The 25,878-nt window shown below is 65.3% G+C and carries 23 protein-coding genes; 4 read left to right on the top strand and 19 right to left on the bottom strand.

Annotated features, from left to right (window positions below):
• Positions 1 to 25: 25 nt before the first annotated feature.
• The 11 genes from arcA to G6N57_RS31100 form a co-directional block, all read right to left on the bottom strand.
• A complete protein-coding gene (gene arcA, locus G6N57_RS31050; protein WP_077742638.1) occupies positions 26 to 1,273 on the bottom strand; it encodes an arginine deiminase in 1,248 nt (415 codons plus the stop codon).
• A 25-nt stretch (positions 1,274 to 1,298) separates the two neighbouring features.
• Complete coding sequence (locus G6N57_RS31055) at positions 1,299 to 2,753, bottom strand: basic amino acid/polyamine antiporter (protein WP_077742235.1); 1,455 nt, start codon at positions 2,751 to 2,753, stop codon at positions 1,299 to 1,301.
• Between the two features lie 138 nt (positions 2,754 to 2,891).
• The gene (locus tag G6N57_RS31060) at positions 2,892 to 3,767 is read right to left on the bottom strand and encodes an SHOCT domain-containing protein (protein ID WP_077742236.1); all 876 of its coding nucleotides are present in this window, start codon (positions 3,765 to 3,767) and stop codon (positions 2,892 to 2,894) included.
• Positions 3,768 to 3,824: 57 nt separating this feature from the next.
• Positions 3,825 to 4,664 carry a cutinase family protein gene (locus G6N57_RS31065; protein WP_077742238.1) on the bottom strand — a complete coding sequence of 280 codons (840 nt, stop codon included), beginning with the start codon at positions 4,662 to 4,664 and terminating at the stop codon, positions 3,825 to 3,827.
• Positions 4,665 to 4,813: 149 nt separating this feature from the next.
• The gene (gene tuf, locus G6N57_RS31070) at positions 4,814 to 6,004 is read right to left on the bottom strand and encodes an elongation factor Tu (protein ID WP_003881870.1); all 1,191 of its coding nucleotides are present in this window, start codon (positions 6,002 to 6,004) and stop codon (positions 4,814 to 4,816) included.
• An 89-nt stretch (positions 6,005 to 6,093) separates the two neighbouring features.
• The gene (fusA, locus tag G6N57_RS31075; RefSeq protein ID WP_234793471.1) at positions 6,094 to 8,145 is read right to left on the bottom strand and encodes an elongation factor G; all 2,052 of its coding nucleotides are present in this window, start codon (positions 8,143 to 8,145) and stop codon (positions 6,094 to 6,096) included.
• A 138-nt stretch (positions 8,146 to 8,283) separates the two neighbouring features.
• Positions 8,284 to 8,754 carry a 30S ribosomal protein S7 gene (gene rpsG / locus G6N57_RS31080; RefSeq protein WP_003881868.1) on the bottom strand — a complete coding sequence of 157 codons (471 nt, stop codon included), beginning with the start codon at positions 8,752 to 8,754 and terminating at the stop codon, positions 8,284 to 8,286.
• On the bottom strand, positions 8,754 to 9,128 hold the full coding sequence (rpsL, locus tag G6N57_RS31085; RefSeq protein ID WP_003881867.1) for a 30S ribosomal protein S12: 375 nt from the start codon (positions 9,126 to 9,128) through the stop codon (positions 8,754 to 8,756). Before rpsL ends, rpsG begins: the two co-directional genes overlap by 1 nt.
• Positions 9,129 to 9,398: 270 nt before the next feature.
• Entirely contained in the window at positions 9,399 to 10,022 is a 624-nt protein-coding gene (locus tag G6N57_RS31090; protein WP_077742240.1) for a TetR/AcrR family transcriptional regulator, read from the bottom strand.
• 80 nt (positions 10,023 to 10,102) lie between these two features.
• Positions 10,103 to 10,636: a DUF3558 domain-containing protein gene (locus G6N57_RS31095; protein ID WP_407666002.1), complete on the bottom strand. Its 534-nt coding sequence runs from the start codon at positions 10,634 to 10,636 to the stop codon at positions 10,103 to 10,105.
• Positions 10,633 to 11,217 carry a DUF3558 domain-containing protein gene (locus tag G6N57_RS31100; protein WP_077742241.1) on the bottom strand — a complete coding sequence of 195 codons (585 nt, stop codon included), beginning with the start codon at positions 11,215 to 11,217 and terminating at the stop codon, positions 10,633 to 10,635. The genes G6N57_RS31095 and G6N57_RS31100 overlap by 4 nt, the downstream gene beginning before the upstream one ends.
• Before the next feature lie 159 nt (positions 11,218 to 11,376).
• Here G6N57_RS31100 and G6N57_RS31105 point away from each other — a divergent pair, with 159 nt between their 5' ends.
• The 4 genes from G6N57_RS31105 to G6N57_RS31120 all read left to right on the top strand — a co-directional run bounded on the left by G6N57_RS31105 (position 11,377) and on the right by G6N57_RS31120 (position 14,641).
• Complete coding sequence (locus G6N57_RS31105; protein WP_077742242.1) at positions 11,377 to 11,739, top strand: DUF3060 domain-containing protein; 363 nt, start codon at positions 11,377 to 11,379, stop codon at positions 11,737 to 11,739.
• 31 nt (positions 11,740 to 11,770) lie between these two features.
• A complete protein-coding gene (locus G6N57_RS31110) occupies positions 11,771 to 12,187 on the top strand; it encodes a DUF3060 domain-containing protein (RefSeq protein WP_077742243.1) in 417 nt (138 codons plus the stop codon).
• 243 nt (positions 12,188 to 12,430) lie between these two features.
• The gene (locus G6N57_RS31115) at positions 12,431 to 12,901 is read left to right on the top strand and encodes a MarR family winged helix-turn-helix transcriptional regulator (protein WP_036441369.1); all 471 of its coding nucleotides are present in this window, start codon (positions 12,431 to 12,433) and stop codon (positions 12,899 to 12,901) included.
• Positions 12,902 to 13,432: 531 nt separating this feature from the next.
• Positions 13,433 to 14,641 carry a hypothetical protein gene (locus G6N57_RS31120; RefSeq protein WP_133118284.1) on the top strand — a complete coding sequence of 403 codons (1,209 nt, stop codon included), beginning with the start codon at positions 13,433 to 13,435 and terminating at the stop codon, positions 14,639 to 14,641.
• A gap of 77 nt (positions 14,642 to 14,718) precedes the next feature.
• Here the strand turns inward: G6N57_RS31120 and G6N57_RS31125 are convergent, their stop codons facing one another.
• From G6N57_RS31125 to G6N57_RS31160, 8 genes are all read right to left on the bottom strand, one after another.
• Positions 14,719 to 15,483, bottom strand: a complete 765-nt coding sequence (locus tag G6N57_RS31125; RefSeq protein ID WP_077742246.1) for a crotonase/enoyl-CoA hydratase family protein — start codon at positions 15,481 to 15,483, stop codon at positions 14,719 to 14,721.
• Positions 15,480 to 16,193, bottom strand: coding sequence for a PaaX family transcriptional regulator C-terminal domain-containing protein (locus tag G6N57_RS31130; RefSeq protein ID WP_077742640.1), 714 nt, complete (start codon positions 16,191 to 16,193; stop codon positions 15,480 to 15,482). Before G6N57_RS31130 ends, G6N57_RS31125 begins: the two co-directional genes overlap by 4 nt.
• A 19-nt stretch (positions 16,194 to 16,212) precedes the next feature.
• Positions 16,213 to 17,127 carry a crotonase/enoyl-CoA hydratase family protein gene (locus G6N57_RS31135; protein WP_077742247.1) on the bottom strand — a complete coding sequence of 305 codons (915 nt, stop codon included), beginning with the start codon at positions 17,125 to 17,127 and terminating at the stop codon, positions 16,213 to 16,215.
• A complete protein-coding gene (locus tag G6N57_RS31140; protein WP_077742248.1) occupies positions 17,124 to 18,779 on the bottom strand; it encodes an acyl-CoA dehydrogenase family protein in 1,656 nt (551 codons plus the stop codon). Before G6N57_RS31140 ends, G6N57_RS31135 begins: the two co-directional genes overlap by 4 nt.
• Positions 18,780 to 18,833: 54 nt before the next feature.
• Positions 18,834 to 19,946 (bottom strand): phosphatase PAP2 family protein, encoded by a 1,113-nt coding sequence (locus G6N57_RS31145; RefSeq protein WP_077742250.1) that lies wholly within the window; start codon positions 19,944 to 19,946, stop codon positions 18,834 to 18,836.
• A 65-nt stretch (positions 19,947 to 20,011) separates the two neighbouring features.
• The gene (locus G6N57_RS31150) at positions 20,012 to 20,764 is read right to left on the bottom strand and encodes a deoxyribonuclease IV (RefSeq protein WP_036441389.1); all 753 of its coding nucleotides are present in this window, start codon (positions 20,762 to 20,764) and stop codon (positions 20,012 to 20,014) included.
• Positions 20,765 to 20,847: 83 nt separating this feature from the next.
• Positions 20,848 to 21,738 (bottom strand): type IV toxin-antitoxin system AbiEi family antitoxin domain-containing protein, encoded by an 891-nt coding sequence (locus tag G6N57_RS31155; RefSeq protein WP_097925748.1) that lies wholly within the window; start codon positions 21,736 to 21,738, stop codon positions 20,848 to 20,850.
• Positions 21,739 to 21,875: 137 nt separating this feature from the next.
• Positions 21,876 to 25,829 (bottom strand): DNA-directed RNA polymerase subunit beta', encoded by a 3,954-nt coding sequence (locus G6N57_RS31160; RefSeq protein WP_077742252.1) that lies wholly within the window; start codon positions 25,827 to 25,829, stop codon positions 21,876 to 21,878.
• Positions 25,830 to 25,878: the final 49 nt, after the last annotated feature.

The following is a 25,878-nucleotide window of genomic DNA, read 5'->3' on the forward strand; positions in this document are numbered from 1 at the left end:
AGAAGTAGAACGTGTTCCTGGACTCCTACCACTGAATGGGATCGCGGATGATCGGGCAGGTCATGCAGTGCCCGCCACCTCGGCCGCGGCCCAGCTCGGCACCGACGATCGTGATCACCTCTACGCCGGCCTTGCGCAGCAGAGAGTTGGTGTGGGTGTTCCGGTCGTAGGCGAACACCACCCCGGGTTCGACGGCGACCAGGTTGTTGCCGCTGTCCCACTGCTGACGCTCCGAGTCGTAGGCGGTGCCGCCGGTCTCGACGACACGAAGCTTCGGCAGGTCCAACGCGGCGGCCACCACCTCGATGAACGGTTTGGACTCCGGCACCACCTCGACGCCCGGTTCGGTATCGCTGGGCAGCAGGGTGAACGCGACGATGTTGTCGACGATCTCCGGATAGATGGTCACCACATCGCGGTCGGCGAAGGTGAACACCGTGTCCAGGTGCATGGCGGAACGTAGCTTGGGCATGCCGGCGACGATCACCTTCTCCGCGGCGCCGCTGGCGAACAGTTCGGCGGCCACCTGGGTGATGGCCTGCCGGGACGAGCGTTCGCTCATCCCGATGAGCACCACGCCATTGCCGGGGATCAGTACGTCACCACCCTCGAGAGTGGCTTGGCCCCAGGACTTTTCCGGGTCACCCCACCACACCGTCGACCCCACGTAGTCGGGATGGAACTGATAGATCGCCTTCATCAGCAAGGTTTCGTCATGCCGGGCCGGCCAGAACAGCGGGTTGAGCGTGAGCCCGCCGTAGATCCAGCAGGTGGTGTCGCGGGTGTACAGCGTGTTGGGCAGCGGCGGCATCAGATATTCGTTGACGCCGGTGTCCTCGCGGGCCAGAGCCAGGTACCCGGAGCGGACCTCGGCCGGCAGATCCCGGGTGGACAGGCCGCCGATGAGGAATTCGGTGAGTCGGCGCTCCGGGAGCGAGTCCAGGAATCCGCGGGTGTCGTCGACCAACCCGACGCCCACCTCGTTGGCCACGATCTTGCGATCCAGCAGCCACGCCTTGGCCTCGGGAAGCTCGATCGTCTCGGTGAGCAGGTTGTGCAGCTCGACGACCTCCACACCGCGGTCACGCATCTTGGACATGAAGTCGAAGTGGTCGCGCCGAGCGTTCTGCACCCACAACACGTCGTCGAACAACAGGTCGTCACAGTTGGTCGGAGTGAGCCGTTCATGGGCCAGCCCCGGTGAGCAGACCAGAACCTTACGCAGCTTCCCGACCTCGGAGTGCACGCCGTACGTGGCGGACGGATTCGACATCATCTTCCTTTCACGTTGTGTGGCACTAGATCTGGATGTGTCCGGTGAACAACCCGACGATTCCGGCCACCGCCCCGAGCAGGATGACCACGAACAACACCGCCTCGGGCGGCGTGAACAGCCGCAGGCCGCGTTCCCGGCGGGCCATCACGTACAGGACCGCGCCCGCTGCGTAGAGGATGCACGACAGGAGCAGGTGGTCGAATCCGGCGGCATAGACGAGGAACAACGTGTACACCGTCGCCAGGCCCGCCACCACGCCGTCCGCGAGCGGTGGTCTCCGGTCTCCGTAAGTCTCGCGGGTCAGCACCAGCTTCAGGGCGTAACCGGCGGCCAGGAAATAGGGAATCAACGCCAGCGCCGCGGTGAGGTCCAGCATGAAATCCAGTGCCTCGGAGGTGAACAGCAGCAGGATGAGCAGCAGCTGCACCAGACCGCCCGCCATCACCAGGGCTGTCACCGGCGCGTCGTGGCTGTTCGTGCGGGCCAGGAATCTAGGCATGTCCTCGGATTTGGCGGGGATGTAGAGGATCTCGGCGGCCATCAGGGTCCAGGCCAGATACGCACCCAGCACCGAGAGCACGACGCCCACCCGGATGAACACCGAACCCCATGGGCCCACGATCGATTCGAGCACCGAGGCCATGGACGGCTGGCTGACGTTGGCGAGTTCGGACTGAGGCAACACGCCGTAGGACACCAGGGTGACCAGAGCGAAAACAGCGAGCACGGACAGGAATCCGATGACGGTCGCCCGGCCGACGTCCTCGCGTTTCTTGGCATAACGCGAATACACACTGGCGCCCTCGATGCCCATGAACACGAACACCGTGATCAGCATCGTGCCCTTGGCCTGTTCGAAAACCGAGGCCGACGGGCCTCCTTCGGCTTTCCAGCCACCCCAGAAATTGTCGGCGAACACCCCGGCCTTGAACGCGATCAGCGCGATCACGATGAACACCACGATGGGAACGATCTTGGCAACGGTGGCAATCCGATTGATCACCGCCGCTTCCTTGACCCCGCGCAGGATCAGGAAGCAGAACAGCCACACCCCGATCGAGGAGACCAACACCGCGAGCACGGTGCTGCCGTCGCCCAGTTGCGGGAACATCGCACTGGCGGTGGCCATGATGAGCACCCAGTACGACGCATTGCCCGCACATGCCGATGCCCAGAACCCGAAAGCCGAATTGAATCCGACGTAATCGCCGAACCCGGCCTTGGCGTAGGCGAAGATCCCGGCGTCCAGATCGGGTTTGCGGGTGGCCAGCCGCTGGAATACGAATGCCAGCATCAACATTCCCGTGCCGGCGATGGTCCAGGCGATGATCGCCCCGAGCACCCCGGACTCCGCGCCGAACCGCCGCGGCAGCAGGAAGACCCCGGACCCGACCATCGATCCGACCACCATCGCGGTCAGCGTCGGCAGGCTGACCTTCTGGCCCGTCGATTCCGTCTTCGGTTCAGCCGTGGTCATATGTCGTCTTTCGCAGTGCGCTGGACGGTGCCTGAACGATCATGAATGCGGTCAACCATAGAGCACGTTCGCCAAACGGCCGGTGAACTTGCCGGACGCAAACGGTAAACGCACCAATCGGGTTGATCCTGAACCAGATCAGAGATCGGCGATGATCTGCTGCCGTTTCGAGGTGTACTCCTCCTCGCTGACGGCACCCGTCGCACGCAACGTTTCCAGTTCCTGCAGCCGCTGGGCGGTCGACGGTGCCGGCGGCGCGAGGAAGGGCGCCGACGGTGCGCCCGGCTCCGTGGTCGCCACGGGCGGAGGCGGCGCCGACTGCTGCGTCGCCGATGAGCGCTCGTGCGAAGAGTATGTGTCCGCGCGTCGCACCACCGCCTGCACCTCTTCGCGGGCCGCGGGATTGGCCCGCAGATCAACCATGCTGTTGATGCCGATGCCGTGCGCCTTGAGGATTTGCAGGATCTCCATCAGCGGGCCGGATTGACCGGTCAGGTCGTAGGTTCTGTTCTCCTCGGCGATCGTGAACGTCGCAGGCATCAGACCACTGACCAGACTGCTTCTCTCCCAGTCGATCCGGTACTCGTTGGTGGTCGGGTCGACCAGCGCGACCAACTTGCGGTTGGTGATCATGGGCAACCGCGACACCGAGGCCAGCACACGGTCCTGACTGGCGAACGGCGCAATGCCGGGCCCCGAGATCTGCAGATCCAGCTTCACCAGCGGCTGTTCGTTGATGCGGGTATTGGTCTCGTGGATACCGGTGACCTGGGCCAAGGCCAACACGCCCACCTGCTCGAGCTTCTCGTTCTGCGCGGCCGACTTCGCCCCGGCGGCGGTGAGCCCCAGCGCGATCAGGATATCGATCGCGGTGACCAACAGGCCGGTCCAGAACATCCATTTCATCATCGGGTCGCCACCGCTGGCGAAGTAGATGATCAGGAAGATCGGACCGACGATGCCGCACAACAGAACAAAGGCCTGAATGCGTAAGTACCGCAGGAAGGTGGACATCGCGGACTCCTGTCGTCGTCTCGGGCGCCATCAGATTAACGCCAGAGACCGGGCAGATCAGGAGTGAACGACTCCATCCGTACCGCCGCCCGCCTGCACCGTCTGCTGCTGCATCGGCGACGGGCCCAGCATCCGGTACAACGGCCAGGTCCACCGGTATCCACCGCTGCTCGACCGGGCGTAACTGGTGTGCACGGCGATCGCGGTGGCGGTCACCTCTTCGGCGTCCTCGTCGTAGTCGCACACCGCGTCCCCGCGATCACACACGCTGATCGTGCGGCTGCCGATCGTGGCGGGCAGCGGAGCCGGAGCGTGGGCCAGGATCGGCCAGTCCTGCGCGACACCCTTGCCGGCTCCGGTCACGGCTGTGGCCGTGCCCAGGTTCACGGTGGGGTCGGCGGGCAGCCGGTCACCGTCGGCGACCAACAGCGCGGCGGCCAGATTGGGGCTGCCCGCCAACCCGGCAAGATTGCGGTGCACCACCATCGCACCCTGCGAATAGCCGGCCAGGACGACCTTGCTGGCCGGGCATTGCTGGGTGAACGCCGCGTACTGATTCCCCAGCGCCGCGACGCCGGTGTCGACACTGCTCATGAAGCCGCCCCAGCCCAGCAGGTCCCCGTCGGCCGGTACCGGTGCCGCGGGGTACACCACGGCCTCCGCGGTGATCGTACGGCCATCCTGCTGAACCCACTGAGACAGGTCGCGCAAGGAGTTGTAGACCACCCGGCCCATGCCGTCGTCGGTCGTCGGATCGTCCCGCTCACCCGAACCGGCGACACCGATCCAGTGCAAGTCCGGGCACCCGGGACTGGCCTGCGCCATTCCCGCCGCGAATCCGACCGCCGTGCCGGCAAGAACTGCCGCTGAAGCCAGCGCCCATATCCGTCGCAACATGTTCGTCCCCAACCCGTGTAGCTCGACTATGCAATGAAGATCGTCTCAGGTACCACAGGCGTTACACCGGACCCAGCACCAACACGCCGGAAAACAAAAACGGCGCTCACCCGGAGGTGAGCGCCGCTCTTGTGTTGTGTGTAGCTAGATCACTTGATGATCTTGGTAACCCGGCCAGCGCCGACGGTACGGCCGCCCTCGCGGATCGCGAAGCGCAGGCCCTCGTCCATGGCGACGGGCTGGATCAGCTTGACGGAGATGTCGGTGTTGTCACCGGGCATCACCATCTCGGTGCCCTCGGGCAGGGTAACCACGCCGGTCACGTCCGTGGTACGGAAGTAGAACTGCGGACGGTAGTTGTTGAAGAACGGCGTGTGGCGGCCGCCCTCGTCCTTGGACAGGATGTAGACGCTGCCCTCGAACTCGGTGTGCGGGGTGGTGGTGCCGGGCTTGACCACAACCTGGCCACGCTCGACGTCCTCGCGCTTGATGCCACGAACCAGCAGACCGACGTTGTCGCCGGCCTGGCCCTGGTCGAGCAGCTTGCGGAACATTTCCACACCGGTGACGGTGGTCTTGGTCGTGGTCGGCCGGATGCCGACGATCTCGACCTCTTCGTTGACGTTGATCACGCCACGCTCGACGCGACCGGTCACCACGGTGCCACGACCGGTGATGGTGAAGACGTCCTCGACGGGCATCAGGAACGGCTTGTCGGTCTCGCGAACCGGATCCGGGATCGACTCGTCGACGGCCTCCATGAGGTCCTCAACCGACTTGACCCACTTCGGGTCGCCTTCCAGCGCCTTCAGCGCGGAGACGCGGATGACCGGGGCGTCCTCGTCGAACTCCTGGGCGGCCAGCAGTTCGCGGACCTCCATCTCGACGAGCTCGAGGAGCTCCTCGTCGTCGACCATGTCCGACTTGTTCAGGGCCACGAGGATGTAAGGCACACCCACCTGGCGGCCCAGCAGCACGTGCTCGCGGGTCTGCGGCATCGGGCCGTCGGTCGCGGCGACCACCAGGATCGCGCCGTCCATCTGGGCGGCACCGGTGATCATGTTCTTGATGTAGTCGGCGTGACCGGGGGCGTCCACGTGTGCGTAGTGGCGCTTCTCGGTCTGGTACTCAACATGCGAGATGTTGATGGTGATACCGCGCTGACGCTCTTCAGGCGCGTTGTCGATCTGGTCGAATGCGCGCGACTCGTTCAAATCGGGGTACTTGTCGTGCAGAACCTTGGTGATTGCTGCAGTGAGCGTGGTCTTGCCGTGGTCAACGTGACCGATGGTCCCGATGTTGACGTGCGGCTTCGTCCGCTCGAACTTCGCCTTCGCCACTGTGGTGTCCTCCTGGACTTGTTGGTGCTTTTACTTAAAGCAGTGTTGATGTGTTCAGTTGTGTGCCCGCGACAGTTGCCGCGACGAGCCTACTGACCCGTCGCCTTCGCGATGATCTCCTTCGCCACGTTCGCCGGAACTTCGGCGTACGAGTCGAACACCATGGAGTAGTTCGCCCGGCCCTGGGTCTTCGACCGAAGGTCGCCCACGTAGCCGAACATCTCCGACAGCGGCACCTGTGCCTTGACGACACGCGCACCGCTGCGCTCCTCCATGGCCTGGATCTGACCACGGCGGGAGTTCAAGTCGCCGATCACGTCGCCCATGTAATCCTCGGGCGTCGTGACCTCGACAGCCATGATGGGTTCGAGGATGACCGGCTGAGCCGCCTGGGCGGCCTTCTTCAGCACCTGCGAACCCGCCACCTTGAACGCCATTTCCGAGGAGTCGACCTCGTGGTAGGCGCCGTCGAGCAGCGTCACCTTCAGGTTCACCAGCGGGTAGCCGGCCAACACGCCGTACTGCATGGCGTCCTGCGCACCGGCATCCACCGACGGGATGTACTCACGCGGGATGCGACCACCGGTGACCTTGTTCTCGAACTCGTAGGTGGCACCGTCCTCGCCGATGAACGGCTCGAGGTCGATCAGCACCTTCGCGAACTGGCCGGAGCCACCCGTCTGCTTCTTGTGGGTGAACTCGACCTTCTCCACCTTGCGGCGGATGGTCTCGCGGTAGGCCACCTGCGGCTTACCGACGTTGGCCTCAACCTTGAACTCGCGACGCATGCGGTCCACCAGGATGTCCAGGTGCAGCTCGCCCATACCGCCGATGACGGTCTGGCCGGTCTCCTGGTCCAGGTGCACCTTGAAGGTCGGGTCCTCTTCGGCGAGCTTCTGGATTGCGGTGCCCAGCTTCTCCTGGTCACTCTTGGTCTTGGGCTCGATGGCCACCTCGATGACCGGATCCGGGAAGGTCATCGACTCGAGCACGACCTGCTGGTTCGGATCGCACAGGGTGTCACCGGTGGTGGTGTCCTTCAGGCCGATCACCGCGTAGATGTGACCAGCGGAGGCCGACTCGACCGGGTTCTCCTTGTTGGCGTGCATCTGGAACAGCTTGCCCAGACGCTCCTTCTTGCCCTTGGTCGCGTTGATGACCTGGGCGCCGGACTCGACCTTGCCCGAGTACACGCGGACGTAGGTGAGCTTGCCGAAGAAGGGGTGCACGGCGATCTTGAACGCGAGCGCGGCGAACGGCTCGTCGGTCGACGGCTTGCGCAGAACCTCTTCGTCCTCCTTGCCGGGGACGTGGCCCTTGACGGACTCGACATCCAGCGGCGACGGGAGGTAGTCGATCACGGCGTCCAGCATCGGCTGCACACCCTTGTTCTTGAACGCGCTGCCGCACAGCACCGGGTACAGCTCGCTGCTCACGGTCAGCTTGCGGATGGCGCCCTTGATCTCATCGATGGTGAGCTCTTCGCCGCCGAGGTACTTCTCCAGAAGCGCCTCGTCGGTCTCGGCGACCGTGTCCATGAGCTCGCTGCGGTACTCGGCGGCCTTGTCGGCCAGATCCGCGGGGATCTCGATGGTCTCGTAGCTCTCACCGAGCTTGGTCTCGCCACGCCACACCTTGGCGTTCATCTCGACCAGGTCGATGATGCCCTCGAAGTCGTTCTCGGCACCGATCGGGAGCTGGATCACCAGCGGCTTGGCGCCGAGGCGGTCCTTGATGGTCTGCACGGTGAAGTAGAAGTCCGCACCCAGCTTGTCCATCTTGTTGACGAAGCAGATCCGGGGCACGTCGTACTTGTCGGCCTGACGCCACACCTGCTCGGACTGCGGCTCAACACCCTCCTTGCCGTCGAAGACGGCAACGGCACCGTCGAGCACACGCAGGCTGCGCTCCACCTCAACGGTGAAGTCGACGTGCCCGGGGGTGTCGATGATGTTGATCTGGTTGTTGTTCCAGAAGCAGGTCACGGCTGCGGAGGTGATGGTGATACCACGCTCCTGCTCCTGCTCCATCCAGTCGGTGGTGGAGGCACCGTCGTGCGTCTCACCGATCTTGTAGTTGACGCCGGTGTAATAGAGGATGCGCTCTGTCGTCGTCGTCTTGCCGGCGTCGATGTGCGCCATGATGCCGATGTTGCGGACCTTGTTCAGGTCTGTCAGCACGTCCTGTGCCACGGAAGTCTTCCCAACTCTTTCGCTTGCTTGATTAGGTGTTCGATTGCGCGCGTACCGGCACCCGACGCTGGATGCCGGGCGCGGGTATCACCAGCGGTAGTGCGCGAAAGCCCGGTTCGCTTCGGCCATCTTGTGAGTGTCCTCACGACGCTTCACAGCGGCGCCAAGGCCGTTGCTCGCATCGAGGATCTCGTTGGCGAGGCGCTCGATCATGGTCTTCTCACGACGGGCCTTGGAGAAGCTGACCAGCCAACGCAGGGCCAGGGTGGTGGAGCGATCGGGGCGGACCTCGACCGGCACCTGGTAGGTGGCACCACCGACGCGGCGGCTGCGCACCTCGAGGGCGGGCTTGACGTTGTCGAGCGCGCGCTTGAGGGTGACGACCGGATCGGTGCCGGTCTTGTCGCGAGCCTGCTCCAGCGCACCGTAGACGATGCGCTCAGCCAGTGACTTCTTGCCGTCCAGCAGCACCTTGTTGACCAGCTGGGTGACCAGCTGCGACCCGTAGACCGGATCGTTGACCAACGGACGCTTCGGCGCGGGACCCTTGCGCGGCATCAGCTCTTCTCCTTCTTGGCGCCGTAGCGGCTACGGGCCTGCTTGCGGTTCTTGACACCCTGGGTGTCGAGCGACCCGCGGATGATCTTGTAACGGACACCGGGGAGGTCCTTCACACGACCGCCGCGCACCAGCACCATGGAGTGCTCCTGCAGGTTGTGACCCTCACCGGGGATGTAGGCGGTGACCTCAACCCCACTGGTCAGCTTGACGCGCGCGACCTTGCGAAGCGCCGAGTTCGGCTTCTTCGGGGTGGTGGTGTACACACGCGTGCACACACCGCGGCGCTGCGGGCTGCCCTTGAGAGCCGCCGTCTTGACCTTGGCGACCTTGTCGCGGCGACCCTTGCGGACCAGCTGGTTGATGGTTGGCATGTACCGGCTTTCTCTGTGTTGCTTCTTGCTGTTCTAAGTCTCTGTACTGCAGTTATCCCCCGGTCGCGTACCCCGCGTCCGGGCGTGTCGCACGTGCTTACACCGGTGGAATTCCGATGCGTGTTAGACATGCAAATTCGCCCGGCGTGCGGGCACGCTAGCGAAACACTCAGCGGCGTGCGCCTTCCGGCCAGGCACGATCTACCACAATACCAGGGCTGGCCGCGACGAACCAAACCCGCTAACGACGACCTAATCCCAGGTCAGACGCTACGACTCTGACTGCCCCATACCTGCGGCCAGTCGTCGCAGCATATCGGTGAATACCGCATCGGTGTCGATATCGTCCATAACGCCCGTCATTTCCAACAGGACGAAGCCGTGCAGGGCCGACCAGAACTGCAGTGCGGCATAGAAGGCATCCTCACCTTCCAACCCGTACGAGGTGAGCACCTCGATCACCGGCCCGGCCGCGGCCTTGGTGGCGGCCGAGTACTCCGGGTCGTCCCCACCGAAGGGCATCCGGGTGAATGCCGAGTAGCGACCGGGATGGTGATGGGCGTAGCTGCGGTAGGCACTGGCCATGACCGCCACCGCATCGTCACGGGTGCGGCCCGCGCCCACGGTGTTGAGCATCTCGATGATGTCGTCGATCACACGCATCCGAACCGTGCGTCGCAGGTCGTCGAGGCTGTCCACGTGGTTGTACAGCGACGGGCCCTTGGTGCCGAGCTGGCCGGCCAGTGCATTGATGGTCAGGGCATCCCAGCCCTCACGGTCCAGGAAGGTCAGCGCCGCGTTGACGATCGCATCACGGCTGAGCTTCGTGGTCCGCGACGGCCGCGACGGGGAACGTCGAGTTCCAGCCGCCTGTGCCTCTGGCCGAGCTGACATGTACGCACTGCCTTCGAGTCGATGTGATTGACGCCGCCGTTTGGGTCGCCGTGAAACTGTAGCCCCTCAGACAGCGCAGATCAGTTCACCCGGCCCTGACTGAGCCGGGCGAGTTTCTCGGTGACCTGGCACAGGTCAGGCAGGGTGGCCGGGTTCATCGTCTGAATCGACCACGTGATCACATCCTGGCCCTTGGCCACATAGATACTGCAGACATTCGCATCCGACGCGCGGAAGCCTTGGTTGCCGTCGATCGACAGCTCGGTGAGGGTGCGTCCGGCCCGGGTTTCAAGGGTCCGCTCGGTGTCCATGTCGCTCCCCCGGTACCACCAGGTGGAGATGCCCATACCGGCACCGAAGGTGCCCAGCACCGAGTTCTCCTGCCAGAAACACCCGGCATCGCTGACCACGGCCTTGGTGAACATCGACGAGCCGACGGCGTCGGCGATGTCGGTATCGGTGATGCCGTTGCAGTCCGCGCCGTGAAAACCGTCGCCGGACGCCGCCGGTTCGGACGGCTTCGGTGGTTCCGTCGGTCCGCACGCGGTCAGCGCGACTCCGACGACGATGCCGACCAGGCACCTCACTGCGAGGTAGCGGTGCGCCACGGTCAGAGTTCCGACTGCAGGGTGGCCGACAACAACTTCTTGGCGTCCTGGCACGGATCGCCCTTGCCGGCCTGCATGGCGCTGCCCGCGCTACGGAACTGAACCCACCAACTGATCACGCCCGACCCGGCCGCCGCGGTTGCCGAGCAGGCCGCGCCCGTCACATCGCGACGCGCCACGAACGCCTGGTGCCGCTCGACGACGACATCGGTGATCTGCGCATCCCGGCTTCGGGCCACCGCGCGCTCACGGTCCAGCGAGCCCTGCTCGAACCAGGAGAAGATCACGTCGAGCATCGCGGGTGAGCTCGCATTCGGCTCGGGGCCGAGTTGGGCCTTCCGCGACAACACGTATTGGCAGACCGCGCCGCTGTACGGGCGCACCACGTTGTCGGCGGCCAGGATCTCCTGGATCGTGCTGTCGACGAGCAGCCCGCAGCGATCATCGACGTATCCGAAACTGCGATCAGGGTCTGCGGTGTCGGCCGACGCGCGCTGGGCAGCTCCGTCGATGGTGTGCGAACACCCCGCGACGGTCACTACGGCTGTGACTGCCACGGCAGCAGCCTGAACAACACACCGACGCATTGCTGAACACGGTACCCAGCACCGAGACCGCACGCGACCCGTCGGCGAACGCCGGTCAAACTGGTCAACACTTGCCGCCGCGAGAAGTGCGCCACGTACTCTGCTCACAGCGGATCGGAAGGGGAACTCACCGTGAATTGGACAGCTGTGGGCCGCAGGATGCTTGCCGGGCTGGCAGCCGGCACCCTCGCGTTGCCGCTGGCGCTCACCGTCGGCACTCCCGGCGCGGCAGCCAAGAACGGTGACACCCACATCACCGGCCAGGGCATCGAACAAACCTTGGACTGCAACAACGCCACACTGTTCGTCAACGGAACCGGTATCCGAGTCACCGCACTGGGCACCTGCTGGGCCGTGACCGTGCAGGGGTCGTCCAACGTCGTCGTCGCCGACAACGTCATCAACGACGTCACCGTGTACGGCTACGACCAGACCGTGTTCTTCAAGAACGGCGATCCGATCATGGTCGACCGCGGCCGTGAACTGGGGATGACGAACCAGATCAGCCGCGTCCCCGCCTGATCAAATCCGAGGCAGAAAGCAGAGACACACCGTGCTCACCCGTTTCCCCCACGCCAAGTTGATCCTCGGGATCGGCGCCGCCGCAGCGGCGTTCACCCTGGCGGCCTGCGGTTCCGAAAGCTCGGACACCAGCACGCCCAGCGCCACCGCGGGAGAGTCCGGAGTCAACGTCGAGGTCGGCAACACCATCAACTACATGTCGGTCGGCACCACGACCGACATCGATTGCGCCGACGGCAAGTCGCTCACCGTCGGTGGCACCAACAACACGCTCACGGTCAAGGGCACCTGCGCCAATGTGAACATCGGCGGATCCGACAACAAGATCACCTTCGAGCGGATCGACAAGGGACTGACGATCATCGGGCTCAACAACACCGTCAGCTACGCCGCGGGCGACCCCAAGGTCACCAACACCGGCAGTAACAACAAGGTCAACAAGGGCTGATCGGCGTCAGGCCTGGCGGAACTGGATGGCTGACCTGACGCAGTTTTGAATGCTTTTGGCGCTGCGGAGGCCCCGCCCACTCGATCCCGATGCCAGATTCATGAGTTGATGTGTGCTGAGGCGCCTGTTTTCGCGCGTCGACAGGCCGCCGATCTATGAATTCATTTTCCCACGGATGCCCGCCACCTGCTGTTAGAGTCGCGCACCGTGGACCAGACAGGCACGAGCCGACCCGGTAGCTGTTTGCCTGGCCTGGACGACGCAGAACAGGCCTGCTGGCAGTTCTTTCTCGAATCCTCGACGCAGCTCGGCGAGATCCTCTATCAACGCCTGCTCGACGAGCACGACCTCACGCTGGTCGACCTGCTTCTGCTCGATGCGCTCGCCAAGTCCGACGGCGGGTCGGCCCGGATGAGCGACCTCGCCAACCGTCTGACCTTGACGCCCAGCCGCGTGACCGCACGGATCCAGCGGTTGCAGACCCGCAAGCTCGTGGGGCGCACGACCAACACGAACGACCGGAGATCCGTGCTGGCCAGCATCACCCGCGACGGCCGGGCTTGCGTGCACCGCGCGATGCACACCTATGCACGAACGGTTCGCGAGCTGTATCTGGATCGACTCTCGCGTCAACGTATGACGGCACTCGGAGACAGTTGCCGGCGGATCAACGACGACCTGCCATCGGTACGCCGGTGGTTCGACAGCGTATAGCCACCCGATAACCCCAAGGCCCACAGCGGCTTCCATGGGCGCGCATCAACGTGCGCGATAAGTCGACAATTCGGCGAGAAATTCCGCTCAGCTATCTACTGCCGTCCCAATGCCGTCGGCATCCGAGCTCATCACAGTCGGCCAAAAGCCGTGTATGGCCGAGAAGCAATGTGATACAACCTGTTTCAGCGCCGCCCGAACAATTTTGGCAGTGAAGTAAATGCTGGCCCGATTTCCTTTGCCCAACAAGGCAACCCCGTCTTGGACGTGCGTGTTCACTCAGACCATCGATTGCCGGCGGGGCAACGGAATGCCAGACATTTTGCCTAACAGCTTGACTCGATCTTTCCTCGGCTAACTTCTGACGCGGTCCAGATCACGCACAGAAGAGAGAGCCACTTGATGTACTCAGCTATTCGGTCGACGCTCACCGCCGGCATCGCGCTGGCGGGCGCCGGCGCAATCGCGGTGAGTCCGATCAGCCCGGTCACTCCCCCGCTGCCGGACGCAGCGGTTGCGACGCCTCATGCCATGACCGCGTCTGTGGAACTCACCGCCCTCGCCGACGACCTCGAAGATCCCTTCGCCACCGACCCGATCACGGCGTGGCTGAACGTATTCGAGGCCGCGTCGGATAATGCGGCACAAATCGGCGGAGAAATGGCCGCCAATCCATTTCCGATCTTTCAGCAGGTCATCGCCAACCAGTTGGGGTACGGGCAGCTTCTCGCCGACTCGGTTCAAGCCGCCGCCAACAGCTACATTCAGTTCTTCACATCGGATGAGGACTACAGGCTGAAGTACTTTGCCGGAATGGCCCTCGACTACCTCTCGTCGGGCAATGTCGCCGGCGCGGCGAGCGTTCTCAGCAATGTGGTGTTCCGCCTCTTTGCCTTTGCCAACCCGCTGATCAACACCATCCAGATCCCCTTGGGGATGGGCCGGAACATCGTGAACGCCCTCTCCGCGGTGCCAGATCTATTGATGCCCCTGGGCCTGGGAGCGCTGAATCCGGTCGAGGGTGTGATCAACGTGCTCGGAGACAGCGCCCAAAGAGTTCTCGACGCCGTCGATGCCGGCGATCCGGGTGCGGCGCTCACCTCGCTCATCAATACTCCAGCCGTCCTCACCGGCGCGATTCTGAACGGGTACTACAACGGTATCGCGGCAGGGACATCCGGTCTGCTCAGCGCATCGGCAGCCGTGCTCAACAGGGGCGCTCTCGAAAGCGTGCTGGTCACCGTGCCGCAGGCGATCGCGACGGCCATCGGCTGGCAAAAGCCCAGCACGGAGCCGGCACCGGCGACCAGCGCGCTGGACGAATCGACTGCGCAAACCGATGTCACGACCGACACACACACCGACTCGACATTGGTTCAGCGCAAGGCACCCGCGGCAACCGCAGTCGTGAGCCGACCGGTTGCCGACCTCACCCGGGGCGTCGACCGCATCGCGGACTCCACCGCCGCGGCGGTCAAGACCGTCGCACTGTCCATCGCACCAGAACGCACGGTGACCGACACCCAAACGGAAGACACCCCAACCGAAAACGACGGTGCTGAGCCGGGATACACGTCGGCCAAGGCCAGCCGTGATACCAATGCATCGAGTGCAGCGGCCAAACGGGTCGTCGGCGCAGCGAAGAGCACCGCGAAGGCGCACCGCAACACGGCCAAGCACGCGGCGAAACCCCGCAGCAGCGGCACCAAGCAACGTGTCCGTGGCGAGCACAGCGGGTAGCCCCCGGCCCGCGCAACGCGCGCAAGGCGCTCGGCAGGAGACATCCCACCGAGCGCCTTGGCTCCGGTCTGCGAAACCTACGCGCTCGCGCCGTGGCGACCGGCGCCCCCGGCGAACCGGCCGGCACCGTGGGCAGCCTCCTCCGCCACCCGGGAGATGCTGGCGAACTCGAATTCCATTGCCGCCTCCTCGGATTCGCCCCACTGATGCAACGCCGAAAGCCGGTCGGCCCGTAGGCACTGCTGGGGCAGCCGGGACAGTTCGGCGGCCAGTTCCTCGGCATGTTCGCGGGCCCGACCTGTGGGCACCACCCGGTTGGCCAGGCCGATCGCGTGAGCTTCGGCGGCGTCCACGGCACGGCCGGTCAGGATCAGGTCCATGGCGCGGCTCTGCCCGATCAGCCGGGGCAGCCGCACGGTGCCGCCGTCGATCAACGGCACTCCCCACCGGCGGCAGAACACCCCCATCACGGCGTCCTCGTCGACCACGCGCAGGTCACACCACAGCGCCAGCTCCAATCCACCGGCCACCGCATGCCCGCTGATCGCGGCGATCACCGGCTTGGACAACACCATCCGGCTCGGCCCCATGGGACCGGGCCCGGCAGCATCGAGCCGGTTCATCTCCGGTGTGCCGAAGGCCTTGAGATCGGCTCCGGCACAGAATGTTCCACCGGCCCCGGTCAGCACCGCGACGGCGGCGTCGTCATCGGCGTCGAACTGCTCGAAGGCCGCGAACAGCGCCGCGGCGGTGGGACCGTCGACGGCGTTGCGCGCGTGCGGCCGGTCGATGATGACCGTGGTCACCGGTCCGTTGCGCTCCACCCGCACAGCTTCGGTCATGTCGCCTCCATGAGTTCATCGCGATCTCGCCGCTCGACGAGCTCGGTGGCAAAGTCGTTGTATGCCTTGCGTAGTTGGGGCCCTGGCCAGTTCCCGGGCAGCAGCTCGTCGGGCAGTACCGGGTCTGCCAGCAGGTGACGCACGATGCCTGCGGCCGCGACGAATCGGCCCGGAACGTCCGTCGCGGCGGCCATCTCCGCCAGCAGCTGCTCGCCCGTGTGCCGCCAGCCGGGCAGATCCCACAGCGCGGTGGCCAGACCGGCCGGATCGTCGTCCCGGGTGCGCAGCAGCCGCACTCGGCCGGTGATCTCCTCCGGCAACACCTGGTCGAGGTTGTCCGGCCGCATCCACACCCCCTCGCGCAGTTCGCCGAAGCGGTACTGCTGCAGCGTGTTCCGCAGGGACGCCCGGGTGCGGGCATCGGTACCGACACTGGTGATGACGAGGGTCAGCCACTGCCCGTCGTACTCGCGAAGCCGCGGATCGATCGCGTCGTCCTGGCGTCGCTGGCGGGTCAGCAGCCGGTCCGACAACCGGTAGCCGTCCTCGGAACGGACCAGGTCACCGGCGCTGACCATGCGGGTCAAGGCCACCCGCAGAGTCGGCTCTTTGATGTCGAAATCGGCTGTCAGCCGGACCAGTTCGGCCGCACTCGCCCAGGCCGGATGTGCACCCAGCAGCACGCTCAGCACGACCGAACGTGCCGTCATCCGTTTGAGCACCGGCATCTCAGACCCCGGAGGACCTGCGTCCGTAGTCACCCATCGGCTCGTCGCGGTGGCGCACCGCTTCGCGGAAGCCGTGTTCGACCGCATCGGCGACGAAGGCGTGACCTTCGGGCGTGTGCCGGGCGATGCCGTCGAACACCGTGCTGACCATCCGGCTGGTTGCGACCCCCTGCTGCAGCAGTGCGGAGTTGCAGGCCAGTTTGGCCATGATGAGCTGGTTGACGGGCATCGCGGCGATGCGTGCGACGAGCCGCTCGGTGCGCTCATCGAGGTCGTCCGGCTCGGGCGCCTCGACGGCCAGACCCCATTCGGCGGCCTGCGCGCCGGTGATGCAATCCCCGGTGAACAGAAGGCGTTTGGCGCGTTGATCCCCGAGCCGGTGCGCCCACAGGCCGGCGGCGGGAACGCCCCATACCCGCATCGGCGGGTAGCCGATCTTGGCGTCGGAGGCGGCGATCACCTGGTCGGCGTGCAATGCGATATCGGTGCCGCCGGCCACGCAGTAGCCGTGGATCTTGACCACGGTCGGCTTGTCGGCGTGCATCAGGCTGGAGAAGCCGCGGACGAAGCGGCTCATCATCTGGTAGTCGACCATCGGGTCCCACGGTTGATCCGGAAGATGGTTGACCGCCTGGGTTTTCCCGGACAGCACCGTCCCGTCGTAACGGCCTCCCCCGGCGTCGCCGGTGCCGTCGGCGTAGGCGGACAGGTCGAATCCGGCGCAGAAACCCTCACCGCGTCCGGACACCAGGATCACGTGCACGTTCGGATCCAGGTCCGCGCGCTCGACCAGGGCCTGCAGCTCCAGCGGGGTGTCCGCGACGATCGAGTTGCCTTTTTCCGGGCGGTTGAACGTGATTCGCGCGATTCGATCGGTGACCTCGTAGGTCATCGTCTTGAGCGTATCGACCGTCATCCCTTGACCAGCGCACGCTCGAGGATCGGCGCCAGGTCCAGCCCGGTCGGCAGGGTGCCGAAGGCCTGCCCCCACTGCCCGCCGAGCCTGCTGGCCAGGAAGGCCTCGGCCACCGCCGGGTGACCGTGACGCACCAGCAGCGCGCCCTGCAGGGCCAGCGAGATGTCCTCGGCGACCTTGCGACCGCGGTAGGTGATGGTCTCCAGGTCCTGCAGGTCGTTCTGCAGCGTGGTGACATGGCGGTCCAACCGGGGGTCCTGCCCGGCGGTCCGGGATAGTTCGTCGAACAACACCTCGATGCTCTCCGGCCGGGTTGCCATGGCGCGCAGGGTATCCAATGCGCTGACGTTGCCGGAACCTTCCCAGATCCCCATCAGTGGAGCCTCGCGGTACAGCCGGGGCATACCCGAATCCTCGACGTAGCCGTTGCCGCCAAGGCATTCCATCGCCTCGGCGGCGTGCGGGGTGGCCCGCTTGCAGACCCAGTACTTGCCGGCCGCCAGGCCGATCCGGCGCAGCAGCGCCTCGCGGTCGTCACCGCGGACCGCCTTGTCGGTGGCCCCGGCCATCCGCATCGCCAGCATGGTTGCCGCCTCGGCCTCCACCGCCAGGTCGGCCAGCACGTTGCGCATCAGCGGCTGATCGATCAGGTAGGCGCCGAACGCCTTTCGGTGCTGGGCATGGTGCACGGCGCGGGTCAGGCCGCTGCGCATGCTCGTGGCGCTGCCCAGCGTGCAGTCCAGGCGCGTGAGGTTGACCATCTCGATGATGGTCGGCACGCCTCGGCCCTCCTCGCCCACCAGCCAGGCGGTGGCGCCGTCGTACTCGACTTCGCTCGAGGCGTTGGCGTGGTTGCCGAGCTTGTCCTTGAGCCGCTGCAGGAACATCCGGTTGCGGCTGCCATCGGGCAGGATCCGGGGCAGGAAGAAACAGCTGAGACCGCCCGGGGCCTGCGCGAGCACCAGGAAGATGTCGCCCATCGGCGCCGACGTGAACCACTTGTGCCCGCGCAGCGAGTAGGTGCCGTCGCCGTTGGGCGTGGCTTCGGTGGTGCCGGCGCGGACGTCGGAGCCGCCCTGCTTCTCGGTCATCGACATGCCCGCCGTGATGCCGGCTTTCGTGGTCGCCAGTTTCAGTTCGGGGTCGTATACCCGACTGGTCAGCAGCGGCTCGTAGATCGCGGCCAGTTCGGGATTGAACCGCAGGGCGGGTACGACGGCGTAGGTCATCGAGATCGGGCAGACGTGCCCGGGTTCGACGGTCCACACCGACATCTTGGCGGCACGCACCACGTGGGAGCCCTCACGGTCGTCGGCCCAGGGGGCACCGTGCAGGCCGTGGGTGACGGCCACATTCATCAGCTCGTGATAGGCCGGGTCGTATTCGACCTCGTCGATCCGGTAGCCGTAGCGATCGTGGGTGTGCAGGACCGGCCGGTTCCGGTCGGCCAGCTCACCCCAGCGCTGCGCCTGGGCGCTGCCGTTGATCGCGCCGAGCTCGTGGACCTCGTCGACGCCCCACTGCCCGCCTTCGCGGATGAGAGCCTCGGCCAGCACCGGCGAGGTGGCGGGGTTGTAGTCCTCGAGGGTGGGGACCTGATTGGTGACGACGTGCGTGCCCGCGGACGCGAGGAGCGATGGATCAACAGCCATGCACCCAGTGTTACAAATTTCCGACAACCGCACAATACTTGTAATGAGCGGGCGTCAGGCCGGGTCGAGCTCCGCGGTGGCGACCGGCGTCTCGTCTACTTCGTCGCCCTCCCGCGGCCCCGTCGACCGCCGCGCCTCGTAGCGACTGAGCACGAACAGCACCACGCCCGCCAGGATCCAGCCGAGCAGGATGTCGACCACATAGTGCTCAGCCGTGTACACCAACGTGAACGCCATGATGAGCGGATACGCCACCAACAGCGGCCGCCACCCGCGGTTCACCCGGTTCCACAAGAAGGCCGCGACCGCAGCGGTGAGCCCCGCATGCAGGGACGGGATCGCCGCGACCAGGTTCACGCTGGCCTGGCCCTGATCGATCAGCGCCGTGGCGGTATGCAGATTGAGCTTGCCCCAACCGCGGGTGACGATCCTTTCGATCCAGTCGTGGGCACCGTCCCGACTGCTCTGCATCGCCCCGAGAAGTCCTCCGTCGACGGCTTCGCGCGCCGACCGGAACATGCACCCGGGCCCGGCCGGGCCTCCGTCGACGTCACCGGCACTGCACCTCGCCGCGGCCCACGGCGGGGCGGCGGGCAGCAGCGCATAGATGGCCAGCGCCGCGAACGACAGTCCGACGAACAAGCGCACGAACCGCTTCCACTCCTCCCGGTCACGCAGCCACAGCACACCCGCGACCACGTAGGGAAGGATGAAAAACGACATGTACACGGTGCTGATCACCACCTCCCACCACGGCGGGTGCAGCTGTTTCAGCCGTTCCTGCAACCACACCGTGGGCACCGTGCCGAAGAACAACCAGCGATCCGCGTCGACCTGCCAGTGCCACAAGGTGGGCCGGCCGACCAGGGTGGCCGCTCCGCGGCTCAGGTCATAAGCGGCCAGCACCACGGCGAACGGCAGCCAGTCGCGGATCACGTAGAGCATCCGTCGGCCCTGCCCGATGCTCGCGGCCAGCAGGCCGGTCGCGATGTAGAGCAGCAACAATTCCCGGTTGAACGCGAAGCCGTCGGTGACGGTGCGGTAGACGACCACCGCGGCCCACACGAGGATCGCGCCGTACCGCAGGATGCGCAGTCGACGAGCACGCGTATCGAGGCCCCATTGCGCTGGGGCTTCTTCGGTTACCGAGTCATCAACCGCGGTCACAGAGGTGACGTTAGTTCACCTTCACGTCACGATGCCGTTGAAAGCGGTTCAGCCGCCGAACGTGTTCAGCCGGCGTGCTCTCGCAGGAACGCGATGTCGTCCTTGCGTCCCGCTTCCGCGGTCTCGCAGATCACCGGCGCATCGGCCGCCTTGACGACCGCCGCCAGCAACTGCGGATCGATCTGCCCGGCACCGAAATTCGCGTGGCGGTCGGCGCCCGAACCTGCCGCGTCGCGGGAATCATTGCAGTGCACCAGGTCGATACGCCCGGTGATCGTCTTGATCCGATCCACCGCGTCGATCAACGCCTCCCCCGCCGCCCAGGCGTGGCACGTGTCGAGGCAGAAACCAATTCCCTTGTCCCCGATGTGATCCCACAACCGGGCGATGGTGTCGAAATGCCGTGCCATGGCGTGATCGCCGCCCGCGGTGTTCTCCAGGTACACCGGCACATCGGTGTTCAGCGCATCCAGGGCCTTGACCCACCGCTCGAACCCGGCGTCCATGTCATTGTCGTCGGCATGGCCGCCGTGCACGATCACCGCGGTGGCACCGATCTCGGCGGCCGCGTCGCAGGTGTCCTGCAGGATCTTGCGGGACGGAATCCTCACCCGGTTGTTGGCCGACGCCACATTGATCAGGTACGGCGCGTGCACGTACAGCGGCACCGTCGACGCCTTCAGTACCTCGGCATCCTCGCGGGGCTTGGGTTTCTTCCAGCTCTGCGGGTTGCCGAGGAAGAACTGCACCACGTCGGCGCCATCTGCGGCGGCCGCGGCCAATGGGTCGGTGTTGTCTACATGCGAGCCGATGAGCACGCCGCCAAGTCTAGAAAGTTTTTTCCGCCGAGCAGACGCGTGCACCCCCATTTTCGGCCCAAATCGGGGGTGTACACGTCTGCTCATCCGGCAAGTGACGGACGTTCCAGATACGTGAATATCCTGCTGACCAGTTCGGATGGATGCTTCCGAACATCATCGACAACTATCGTCACGGTGGTCCACCCACATTCCTGAAGTCTCGCGGCCTTGATCCGGTCGTGTTTCCAGCCGTCAGGATTCGCATGCCACTGCAAGCTGTCATACTCGGCAACCACGTTCGACCCGGGCCAGGCGAAATCGACGCGCCACAGCTTTCCGTGGAGGTCGACGATCTCGAACTGCAGCTCAGGCAGCGGCAAACCACCGTCGATGAACACCAGCCGTGCCTCGCTCTCCATCGGCGACTCGGCACGGCCGTCCGCGTGCGGCAGCAGCTCGCGGACCTTGACGATCCCGCGCCGGCCCTTCTGCTCCCGTATCGCTGCGTCGATTTCCATTGCACTGCAGGTGCCGCTACGCACAGCGGCGTCGAGCACCGCCAAGGCACGCGGCCGGCGCAGGGTCCGAGCGACTTCGACGGCTGTCCACGCCGGAGCCGTCGCCAACCGACCTTGAACCATCTTCAACGGAGCACCAACTCGTTGATGCACCATGAGATCCGGCGACGGCCTCATCCGAATCGCCGGATCGAGAATGTGCAGCCGGTCAGGGGTTTCGGTGCAGAAGCCATACATCTCTGCAGCGGTCTGCATGCAAGCGACCACCCGCGTGCCGCAAGCCAGGTCTACTGCGGCGAGTTTCGTGGCCACATCGGGCGACTGGAGCGCGTACACACCACGGCGCACCCGGATGTACGTACCAGCCCGGACAGCGACCTCTAAGGCCTTGGGAGACAGGACCGCAAGGAGCTGTCGTGTCGTGGCAACACCACCGTTGGCGGCGAACACGTCGAGCACGAAGTCGGGCGGCATGTATTGCATGGTTGCGGGCCGATGCACCCCGCGGAACCCCCGACTGGCGGGGCTGTGGATAACCCTGCCCAAGAGACGCGAAAACCCCCAAAATCCGGGGATTTTGGGGGTTTTCGCGTCTGCTCGCGCAGAAACGGTTACCGGTAGTCCGAGTATCCGTAATCGTCCAGCGGCACCGCAGCACCGGTGGCCTGGCCGAAGTCCGGGCTGTAGTACTGATCCTCGTAGGACGGGATCGTGTACGCCGCAGCGCGGGCCTCTTCGGTCGGCTGCACCTGGATGTCGCGGTAACGGGCGATGCCGGTACCGGCCGGGATCAGCTTGCCGATGATCACGTTCTCCTTCAGACCCTGCAGCTTGTCGCTGCGGCAGTTGATCGCCGCATCGGTGAGCACGCGAGTGGTCTCCTGGAACGACGCCGCCGACAGCCACGAATCCGTGGCCAGCGATGCCTTGGTGATACCCATCAGCACCGGACGTCCGGCCGCGGGCTCGCCACCCTCGGCCACGACGCGACGGTTCTCGGTCTCGAACTCGGCACGCTCGGTCAGCGAGCCGGGCAGGAACTCCGTCGCACCCGAATCGATGATCGTGACGCGACGCAGCATCTGCCGGACGATGACCTCGATGTGCTTGTCGTGGATCGACACACCCTGGGCCCGGTAGACCTCCTGGACCTCCTTGACGAGGTGGATCTGCACCTCGCGGGGGCCCTGGACACGCAGCACCTCGTGCGGATCCGCGGAGCCTTCCATCAGCTGGTCGCCGACCTCGACGTGGTCACCGTCGGACAGCACGCCTTCGGAGCCGTCCTCGTGGGTGATCACGCGCAGGCGCTGACGCTTGGAGAGCTTGTCGTAGACAACTTCCTCGCCACCGTCGTCGGGAACGATGGTGATCTTGAAGAACTTGTCGCTCTCCTCCAGCCGGACCCGGCCCGCGACGTCGGCGATGGGCGCCTTGTTCCGCGGGATACGAGCCTCGAACAGCTCCTGCACACGGGGCAGACCACCGACGATGTCGGCGCCACCGGTAACACCACCCTGGTGGAAGGTACGCATCGTCAGCTGGGTACCGGGCTCACCGATGGACTGCGCGGCGACGATACCGACGGCCTCGCCGATGTCGACCAGCTTGCCGGTGGCCATCGAACGGCCGTAGCACTTGGCACACACACCGGCGGCCGAGGCGCAGGTCAGCACGGAGCGGACCTTCACCTGCGAGATGCCGGCAGCCAGCAGCGCGTCGATGGCCGGGTCACCCAGGTCATGGCCGCGCTCGATGACGACGTTGCCGTCGGCGTCGACCGCATCGGTGGCCAGGGTCCGGGCGAACGCCGAGGTCTCGACGTGCGCATCGCGGATCAGCGAACCGTCCGCAGCGCGCTCGGCCAGCGTGACGATGATGCCGCGCTCGGTCTCACAGTCGTTCTCGCGAACGATGACGTCCTGCGACACGTCCACCAGACGACGGGTCAGGTAACCCGAGTCGGCGGTACGAAGCGCGGTGTCGGCCAGACCCTTACGAGCACCGTGGGTGTTGATGAAGTACTCCAGCACCGTCAGGCCCTCACGGAACGAGGACTTGATCGGGCGCGGGATGAACTCACCCTTCGGGTTGGTCACCAGACCCTTCATGCCTGCCAGGGTGCGGGTCTGGGTGAGGTTACCCGTGGCGCCGGACTTCACGATCGTGATGATCGGGTTGTCGGCCGGGTAGTACTCCTCCAGCGCCTTACCCACCTCTTCGGTGGCGTCCTGCCAGATCTTGACCAGGGACTCGTTGCGCTCGTTGTGGTTCAGCGCGCCGCGCTGGTACTTGCGCTCGATCGCCTCGGCCTCGGCCTCGTGCCGCTCCAGGATCTCCTGCTTCTGCGGCGGCACCAGCACGTCGGCCATCGAGACCGTGACACCCGAACGGGTGGCCCAGTGGAAGCCGGCGTCCTTGAGCTTGTCGACGGTCTGCGCCACCACGATCATCGGGAAGCGCTCGGCCAGATCGTTGATGATCCGGGCCTGGACCTTCTTGTGCATCTGCTCGTTGACGAACGGGTAGCCCTTGGGCAGCAGCTCGTTGAAGAGCACCCGGCCCAGCGTGGTGTCCGCGGTCCAGGCATCGCCCGGCTTCCAGCCGTTCTCGAACAGCTCGGCCTCGACGTTGGCCGGCGGACGCGCATCGGTCAGCCGCACCTTGATCTTGGCGCGCACCGACAGGGCACCGCGGTCCAGCGCCATGATGGCCTCGGCCGGCGAGCTGTACACACCCTGCTCCGGCGAATCCTTGCCGGCGGGCACATACTCGCCGACATCGCCGGCCACCTCGGTGGTCAGGAAGTACAGACCGGTCACCATGTCCAGACGCGGCATGGCCAGCGGCTTACCCGACGCGGGCGACAGGATGTTGTTCGACGACAGCATCAGGATGCGAGCCTCGGCCTGGGCCTCTGCCGACAGCGGCAGGTGCACGGCCATCTGGTCACCGTCGAAGTCGGCGTTGAACGCCTCACACACCAGCGGGTGCAGCTGGATGGCCTTGCCTTCCACCAGCTGCGGCTCGAAGGCCTGGATACCCAGGCGGTGCAGCGTAGGTGCACGGTTCAGCAGCACCGGGTGCTCGGCGATGACCTCTTCGAGGACATCCCACACCTGGGGACGCTGACGCTCCACCATGCGCTTGGCGCTCTTGATGTTCTGCGCGTGGTTCAGGTCGACCAGACGCTTCATCACGAACGGCTTGAACAGCTCAAGAGCCATCAGCTTCGGCAGACCGCACTGGTGCAGCTTGAGCTGCGGGCCGACCACGATGACCGAACGGCCCGAGTAGTCGACGCGCTTACCGAGCAGGTTCTGACGGAAGCGGCCCTGCTTGCCCTTGAGCAGATCGGACAGCGACTTGAGCGGACGGTTGCCCGGCCCGGTGACCGGACGGCCACGACGGCCGTTGTCGAACAGCGCGTCCACCGACTCCTGAAGCATGCGCTTCTCGTTGTTGACGATGATCTCGGGCGCACCGAGGTCGATCAGTCGCTTGAGCCGGTTGTTGCGGTTGATCACGCGGCGGTACAGGTCGTTCAGGTCGGAGGTGGCGAAACGGCCACCGTCGAGCTGAACCATCGGACGCAGCTCCGGCGGGATCACCGGGACGGCGTCGAGCACCATGCCCAGCGGGGAGTTACCCGACTGCTGGAAGGCCGCGACGACCTTCAGACGCTTGAGCGCGCGCAGCTTCTTCTGACCCTTGCCGCTGCGGATGGTCTCGCGCAGGTTCTCGGCCTCGGCCTCGATGTCGAAGTTCTCGATGAGCTTCTTGATCGACTCCGCGCCCATGGCACCGGTGAAGTACTCGCCGTAGCGGTCCTGCAGCTCGCGGTACAGCACCTCATCGACGATGAGCTGCTTGGGAGCCAGCTTGGTGAAGGTGGTCCAGATCTCGTCGAGCCGGTCCAGCTCACGCTGGGCCCGGTCACGGAGCTGACGCATCTCACGCTCGCCGCCGTCGCGCACCTTGCGGCGCACGTCGGACTTGGCGCCCTCGGCTTCGAGCTCGGCCAGGTCGGCCTCGAGCTTCTGGGCCCGGGCCTCCAGGTCGGAGTCGCGCTGATCCTCGACGGCCTTGCGCTCGACGGCCATCTCGGCCTCGAGCGTCGACAGCTCGTTGTGGCGCATCTCGTCGTCGACAGAGGTGATCACGTAGGCCGCGAAGTAGATGATCTTTTCCAGATCCTTCGGGGCCAGGTCGAGCAGGTAGCCCAACCGGGACGGAACACCCTTGAAGTACCAGATGTGCGTGACGGGTGCGGCCAGCTCGATGTGGCCCATCCGCTCACGGCGCACCTTGGCACGGGTCACCTCGACGCCGCAGCGCTCACAGATGATGCCCTTGAACCGGACGCGCTTGTACTTGCCGCAGTAGCACTCCCAGTCGCGAGTCGGTCCGAAGATCTTCTCGCAGAACAGGCCGTCCTTCTCCGGCTTCAAGGTGCGGTAGTTGATGGTCTCCGGCTTCTTGACCTCGCCGAACGACCAGTTGCGGATGTCGTCCGCAGTGGCCAGGCCGATGCGGAGTTCATCGAAGAAGTTGACGTCTAGCACGTAACTCCCTTTCCCCTTGCGGGTGTTGAAACTTGACTACTGGGCGAGA

Source organism: Mycolicibacterium boenickei (assembly GCF_010731295.1).
GTDB classification, from domain to species: Bacteria; Actinomycetota; Actinomycetes; order Mycobacteriales; family Mycobacteriaceae; genus Mycobacterium; species Mycobacterium boenickei.